This window comes from Micromonospora okii (assembly GCF_020884795.1).
GTDB classification, from domain to species: domain Bacteria; phylum Actinomycetota; class Actinomycetes; order Mycobacteriales; family Micromonosporaceae; genus Micromonospora; species Micromonospora okii.
The window spans coordinates 99553-106518 of record NZ_BBZF01000016.1 but is presented as its reverse complement, the minus strand read 5'-3'; the positions used below and the strand labels follow the sequence as shown (position 1 = coordinate 106518).

Below are 6966 nucleotides of genomic sequence, written 5' to 3'. Positions count from 1 at the left end.
CACGTACACCGTCAAGAAGTCCGACGTGACCAACGGCAAGATCGTCAACGTCGCGCAGGCGAGCGGCCGGTTCGGCGAGCAGACGGTGCCGTCCAACGAGGCGACGTTCACCGTCACCACCGCGGTGGTCCCGCCGAAGCAGGCCAGCCTGTCGATCGAGAAGAAGGCCCGGGTCGACTCGGACTGCCGCAACAAGTGCGGCCACGAGGGCTCCGCCGCCAAGGGCGACAAGATCTTCTACACCTACCGGGTGACCAACACCGGCAACGCCGCCATCACCGGAGTCGCCGTCGACGACCCGACCGCCGGCCAGGTGGTCTGCGCCAGGACGACCCTGGCGCCGCGTACGAGCACGGACTGCCACGCCGTCAAGCCGCACGTGGTGACCGCCGCCGACGTCAAGGCCGGGAAGATCGTCAACACGGCCCGCGCGACCGGCACGTTCGACGGCAAGGCGGTGGTCTCCGAGCCCGACACCGTCACCGTCTGCGTCCGGGACGGCAAGGGCGACCACCGCCACGACGGCAAGGACCACGACCACGGCAAGGACGGCAAGGACCACGGCGACCACGGCAAGGACGGTGACCACGGCAAGGACGGACCGAAGCTGCCGGTCACCGGTGGCGACGCCACGGGCGCCCTCACACTGAGTGGCGGCCTGCTGGCCGCCGGCGCCCTCCTGCTGGGGGCCAGCCGCATCCGCCGCAAGGCCGGTATCCCGGCCTGATCGGCACAGCCAGGCGCTCCGGGCACCGCATGCGGTGCCCGGAGCGCCCACGCGTCGGGCGGGTTCGGCCGGGGGGACGCCCGACGCGCAAGCACCCCGACGCGTACCGCCCCTCAGCCCAAGGAGAACCGCGCTCAGCGCGAGAAGATCAGAATCAGTACCACGGTCAGGAGCGCGCTGATCGCCAGCGAGCCCAGACAACCCACCCGGTTGGAGAAGAAGAGGAACATGCGCCCTGCGGTACCCGGTGGGCGCGCCGCCAGCCCGCGCGGGGAGGGGCCGGCCGCCGGACGTGGCCGCTCAGGCGGATGTGCGGCGGGTCATGCGGCGAGGGTCTGCTCGACGCGTACCGCTGTGGCCTCGGCCCGGGCGATCGGCCCGGCGGGGAGCGCGGCGACCGAGGCCCCGACGGCGACCGCCGCGCCGGCGAAGAGGAACGCCCCGGTCACGCCGCCCGCGTGGTCGATGATCAGCCCGGCCACCGCGCCACCGGCCGCGCTGGCGGCCACCGACATGGTCACCACCCAGGTGTACGCCTCGTTGAGCATGCCGGCGGGAGCGACCCGCCCGACCAGGGTGTTCTCCAGGGTCAGCGCGGGCGCGATGGTGGCCCCGCCCACGACCAGGGCGACGCCCAGCGCCACCGGGCCCGGCATGATCGCGAACACGGCGAAGCTCGCCGCGACGGCGGAGAGCAGCCAGGCGAACTGGCGGGTCATGTTTGCCGCCGGCTTGCGCACGCCGAACCAGAACCCACCGATCGCGCTGCCGACCCCCCAGACGGCGAGCAGCACGCCGGCCAGGCTCTCCGGGTCGCCGGTCGGCTGGTTCCCGGCGTACGCGGGGACGATCACCCCGGCCGCGCCGAACGCGATGCCGAGGCTGGCGACGCAGAGCAGCAGTGCGGGGAAGCCGCCCACCCGCAGCGGGCCGAGCCCCTTGGCCTGGTGCTCGTGCGGGTGGGGCCGCCAGGCGCGCATCACCCGGCCGAGCGCCACGGCGGTGGTGCCGACCAGGGTGACCACGGCCGCGCCGATCAGGGCCGCCGCCGCGTCGGCGACCAGGACGAACCCGGCCACCAGCAGGGGGCCGAGCACGAAGACGACCTCGAAGAGGGAGGTCTCCGCGGCCAGGGCGGTGTTGCGCAGGTGGTACCGGCCGGAGGCGGGGGCGGTCAGGTCGTTCCAGGCGCCCCGGATCGCGGCGGTCAGCGGCGGGTACGTGGCCCCGGCCAGCCCGGCCGCGACGTAGATCAGGGCGAGGCCGGCCGTGTCGGACCGGCTGACCCAGAGCAGCCCGAGGAGCGCGAGCGGGTGGGCGACGGCGGTGGCCAGCAGCACCGGGGTGGGGCCGACCCGGTCGGCGATGCGGCCGGCGACCGGGCTGAGCGCAGCGCCGGCGAGGGCGTAGATGCCGGCGGCGATGGCGGCGAGAGAGTACCGCCCGGTGACCTCCTCCACGACGAGCAGCAGCGCCAGCGAGGTCATGCCGATCCCGAGCCGACCGACGACGCCGAGAACGAGCAGCAGTGGCGCGCCGGGAATCCGCCAGACGCCCAGGTACTGGCGCAGTGCGGCCACGGGAACCTCCAGGGGTGTAACGAGTGGAATTCGACCCGACCCTAACGCCCCGGCCGCCGGGGGTGAATCGGTTATGGCGGGTGTCTCCCCCGCGCGGCGGCGATCGCGCTCGACCCGTGCGGCGCGGGCCTTCGGCACCCTCCCCTGCACGAGGAGCCGCCCCGTTAACCCGAGGAACCGGAGGAACCGGCCCGGACACGAGGAACCGCCCGCGCCCGGTCGGACGGGCGCGGGCGGGACTCGACCGGGTCGGGCGGGGTCAGCGTTGGAAGCGCACCGGGCCGGCGCTGGCGGCCATCCGCTCCAGCCGGGCGACCCGCTCCTCCATCCGGGGGTGGGTGGAGAAGAGCGCCGCGATGCCGCCGCCCCGCGTGAAGGGGTTGTCGATCATCAGGTGGGCGGTGCTGGTGAGCTGCCCCTGGGCCGGCAACGGCCGCATCTGGGTGCCCATGTGGATCTTGCGCAGGGCGCTGGCCAGGGCCAGCGGGTCCCGGGTGAGCTGGGCACCGGACTGGTCGGCCTGGAACTCCCGGCTCCGGCTGATCGCGAGCTGGATGATGCTGGCGGCGATCGGGCCGAGAATGATCGTGAGCAGCAGCACGGCCGGGTTCGGGGCCTCCTCGTCGTCGGAGGAGCCCAGCGGGATGAACCAGGCCAGGTTCGCCAGCATCGTGATGATGCCGGCCAGACCGGCCGCCACGCTGGAGATGAGGATGTCGCGGTTGTAGACGTGCGACAGCTCGTGCCCGATCACCCCGCGCAGCTCGCGGTAGTCGAGGACCTCGGTGATCCCCTGCGTGACGCAGACCGCCGCGTTGGCCGGGTTGCGGCCCGTGGCGAACGCGTTGGGCTGCGAGGTGGGGCTGACGTACAGGCGGGGCATGGGCTGCCGCGCCTCGGTGGCCAGCTCGCGGACCATCCGGTACAGCTCGGGGAACTGCGCCTCGGTGACCGGTTGCGCCCGCATCGAGCGCAGCGCGAGCTTGTCGGAGTAGAAGTAGGTCACGCCGTTCATCACCAACGAGAGGATGACGGCGATGACCAGACCGCCGCTCCCGCCGAACCAGTAGCCGACCGCGAGGATCAGCGAGGTCAACAGGCCGAGCAGCGCTGCGGTCTTCAGACGGTTGTGATGCACGATCGCTCCTTCGGTGCGCGGGCCACGCGGGGCTCGCCGACCGGTACAACGTCACCGGTACCCGTCAACCATCCGTCTAATGACTGTGAGTTACCTGGACGAGGCTGGGCATCGGCTGAACACCAGGTCAGGCCCGCTCCCGCCCCGGCCGGGCCCGCACGCCCCGTCAGCGGGGGGCCGGTCAGCGGGCGGGGGCAGCAGGGGGCGGGACCGCTGACGGGGCAGGCCGGTCAGCGGGGCCGGTCAGCGGGCGGCGAGGTCCAGCACGAGCTGCGGGGCGAAGCCCACGACGACCGCGACCAGGGTGGCCACGGCGAGGGTCGCGACGACCGCCACGCCCGGGTGGACAGGGGCGGGGACCGCCTCGGTCGGGCGGGCGGGCGCGGGCGCGGCGTCGGCCGGGAGCGCGGGCGTGGGTGTGGGAGCAGGCGCGGCGCCGGTCGGGAGCGTGGGAGCGGGCGCGGCGTCGGCCGAAAGTGGCGGCGTGGGTGCTGCGTCGGCGGGGAGCGCGGGGGCGGGCGCGGCGTACAGGCGGGTGGCGAGGCGCAGGTAGTAGGCCAGGCCGATCACCGCGTTCACCGCCACCACCAGGGCGAGCCAGCCCGCGCCCCCGTCCAGCAGGGCCCGGACCACAGTCACCTTCGCGAACAGGCCGGCCAGCCCCGGCGGGAGACCGGCCAGCCCGATCAGGGCCAGCGCGAACGCCGCGCCGACCCAGGGCCGGCGGCGGGCCGCGCCACGCAGGTCGTCGACCGTGCCGCCATCCGCGCCGGCCGGGCGCAGGGCCACCAGCGCCGCGAACGCGGCCAGCTCCACGATCACGAAGAAGACGACGTACGCGACGGCGGCGGCGTACGCGGCGGCGCGGGCGTCGTCGGAGCGGCCGGCGGCCAGCGCCAGCGCGCCGAGCGGGGCGAGGACGTAGCCGGCCTGGGCCACCGACGACCAGGCCAGCAGCCGGACCGTGCGGTGCTGGCGCAGCGCCACCAGGTTGCCCACCGTCATGGTGAGCACGGCGAGCCCGGCGAGCACCGGGCCGGTCACCCGCGCCGGCAGGGCGTGCTGGACCACCGCGAGCAGGGCCACCACCCCGCCGAGCTTCGAGGCGGTCGACAGGTACGCCGCCACGGGCAGCGGCGCGCCGTCGTAGGTGGCCGGGGCCCAGGCGTGGAACGGCACGGCGGCCACCTTGAACGCCAGCCCGAGCAGCACCAGCGCCACGGCGGCCGTGGTCAGCGGCACGTCCAGCAGCTCCGGCCGCTCGGCGAACAGCGCGCCGACCCGGTCGAGGTGCAGGCCCCCGGTCACCGCGTAGAGCAGCGCCGCGCCGAGCAGGGTGAGGGTGGTGGCCACCACGCTCACCACGAAGAACGTCACCGCCGCCTCCGCGCTGGCCACGCTGCCCCGGCGCAGCCCGACGAGCACGTACAGCGGCAGGGTCAGCGTCTCCAGCGCCACGATCAGGGTGATCAGGTCGCCGGCCGCGCCGAGCACCACGCCTCCGGTCATCGCGCAGGCGAGGAGGAAGCAGTATTCCCCCACCGGGGAGCGCCCGGCCCGCAGCGACGGGCCGGACAACGCCAGCACGCCGAGGGTGAGCAGCGCGAACAGCGCGCCGACGAGGGCCGCCCGGCCGCCGAAGACGTACGAACAGTCGGGGCCCACGCAGAACGTGGCGCGCTCGCCGCCCGCGCCGACGACGGCGCTGCCGAGCGCGGTGGCGACCGACCCGGCGGCGGCCACCGCCACCGTCGCGGCGGCCCGCGCCACCAGCAGGTCGGCCAGCAGCACCAGGACGGCGGTGCCGGCGGCCAGGTACGCCGGGAGCAGCGCCACGTTGTCGACGCTCTGCACGAGACTCATGAGTGCCTGCCTTCATTCGCGACTGCGGGGCTCCGCTCCGCTGCACTCCTCGCGCTCATGGGGTGAGCCTGCCTTCACTCGCGACTGCGGGGCTCCGCTGCGCTGCACTCCTCGCGCTCATGGGAGGACGGCCTCCAGGAGGGCGGCCACCGGGTCGGCGGCGACGCCGAGGACCAGGGTGGGGGCCAGGCCGACGGCGAGGGCGAGTAGCACCAGCGGGGCCCAGGCCGTCAGCTCGGCGGCGGCCAGCCCCGGGGCGAGCCGGCCGACCACCGGGCTGGGCGGGCCGTGGGTGACCCGGCGCAGCAGCCGCAGCAGGTACGCGGCGGTCAGCGCCCCGCCGACCGCCGCCAGCACCCCGAGCGTCGTCCACAGTGGGCCGCCCCGTTCGACGGCGGCGACCACGGCGAACGCCTCGCCCCAGAACCCGGCGAGGCCGGGCAGGCCGAGCGAGGCGACGGCGGCGAAGCCGAGCAGCCCGGCGAGCCGGGGCGCGGTCTCCCGCAGCCCGGACAGCTCGGCCAGTTCCCCGGTGTGCGCCCGGTCCTTGATCGCCCCGGCCAGGAAGAAGAGCAGGCCGGTGATCACCCCGTGGGCGATGTTGCCGATCAGCGCCGCCTGGATGCCGGTGGCGGTGAGCGTGGCCACCCCGAGCAGCACGAAACCCATGTGCCCGACGCTGGAGTAGGCGATCAGCCGCTTCAGCTCCCCCTGCGCGAGGCAGACCAGGGAGCCGACGAGGATCGCCGCGACGGCGAGCACCCCGAGCGCCGGGGCGGCCCAGCGGGCCCCCTCGGGGGCCACCCCGACCGCGACCCGGATCAGCCCGTACGTGCCCATCTTGAGCAGCACCCCGGCGAGCACGACGCTGCCGACGGTGGGCGCCTGGGTGTGCGCGTCGGGCAGCCAGGAGTGCAGCGGCCAGAGCGGGCTCTTCACCGCGAACGCCAGCCCGAGCAGCGCGAACGCGGCGAGCTGGGTGCCCCGCGACAGCCCCGCCCCGCCGGTCAGCGCGACGAGGTCGGCGGTGCCGGCGGCGGCGACCACGACGTAGACGCCGACCAGCAGCAGCACCGAGCCGAGCAGGGTGTAGAGGGCGAACTTGCGGGCCGCCCGCCGCCGGTCGGGCCCGCCCCAGCCGGCGATGACCGCGTACATGGGCAGCAGGACGACCTCGAAGAACAGGAAGAACAGCACCAGGTCGAGGGCGAGGAAGGTGCCCAGGATGCCGACCTCGACCACCAGCAGCAGCGCCACCAGGGCCCGGCCGCTGCCGCCGCCGTCGGGCACCTTCCACACCGTGTACGCGCAGCAGAGCAGCGTGAGCAGGGCGGTCAGCACCACGAGGGGGTAGGAGATGCCGTCCACGCCCAGGTGGAAGCGCAGGTCGAGGCCCGGCACCCAGGACACGTCGAGCCGGTGCCAGGGCCGCAGCGCGGGGGCCGGCCCGTACGCCGTCCAGCCCCGGTCGCCGGTCGCCAGCGCCGCCGTCGCCAGCAGGGTCAGCCCGGCCGCCGCCGTGCCGACCAGGCGGGCCGCCCGGTCCCGGGGCACGGCGGCGACCACGGCCGCGCCGACCGCCGGCACCGCCAGCGCCGCGACCAGCAGGACCTGTCCGAGCGTCACCGCTCCCCCTCGGCTCGCACCGCTTCGACCCG

The 6966-nt window shown here is 75.1% G+C and carries 5 protein-coding genes; 1 reads left to right on the top strand and 4 read right to left on the bottom strand.

Going from position 1 to position 6966, the window contains the following annotated elements; genetic code table 11:
* Positions 1–727, top strand: a 727-nt coding sequence (locus LPU43_RS12380) for a CLIPPER-2 domain-containing protein (RefSeq protein WP_229400478.1), incomplete at its 5' end; no start/stop codon positions are given.
* Positions 728–1047: 320 nt separating this feature from the next.
* On the opposite strand, the gene LPU43_RS12375 is transcribed toward LPU43_RS12380, so the two are convergent.
* The 4 genes from LPU43_RS12375 to LPU43_RS12360 all read right to left on the bottom strand — a co-directional run bounded on the left by LPU43_RS12375 (position 1048) and on the right by LPU43_RS12360 (position 6934).
* Positions 1048–2307, bottom strand: a complete 1260-nt coding sequence (locus LPU43_RS12375; RefSeq protein ID WP_229400471.1) for an MFS transporter — start codon at positions 2305–2307, stop codon at positions 1048–1050.
* A gap of 259 nt (positions 2308–2566) precedes the next feature.
* Positions 2567–3445, bottom strand: a complete 879-nt coding sequence (gene htpX / locus LPU43_RS12370; RefSeq protein WP_229400470.1) for a zinc metalloprotease HtpX — start codon at positions 3443–3445, stop codon at positions 2567–2569.
* Between the two features lie 243 nt (positions 3446–3688).
* The gene (locus LPU43_RS12365) at positions 3689–5308 is read right to left on the bottom strand and encodes an NADH-quinone oxidoreductase subunit N (RefSeq protein ID WP_229400469.1); all 1620 of its coding nucleotides are present in this window, start codon (positions 5306–5308) and stop codon (positions 3689–3691) included.
* Positions 5309–5425: 117 nt separating this feature from the next.
* Positions 5426–6934 (bottom strand): complex I subunit 4 family protein, encoded by a 1509-nt coding sequence (locus LPU43_RS12360; protein ID WP_229400468.1) that lies wholly within the window; start codon positions 6932–6934, stop codon positions 5426–5428.
* Between the last annotated feature and the right edge of the window lie 32 nt (positions 6935–6966).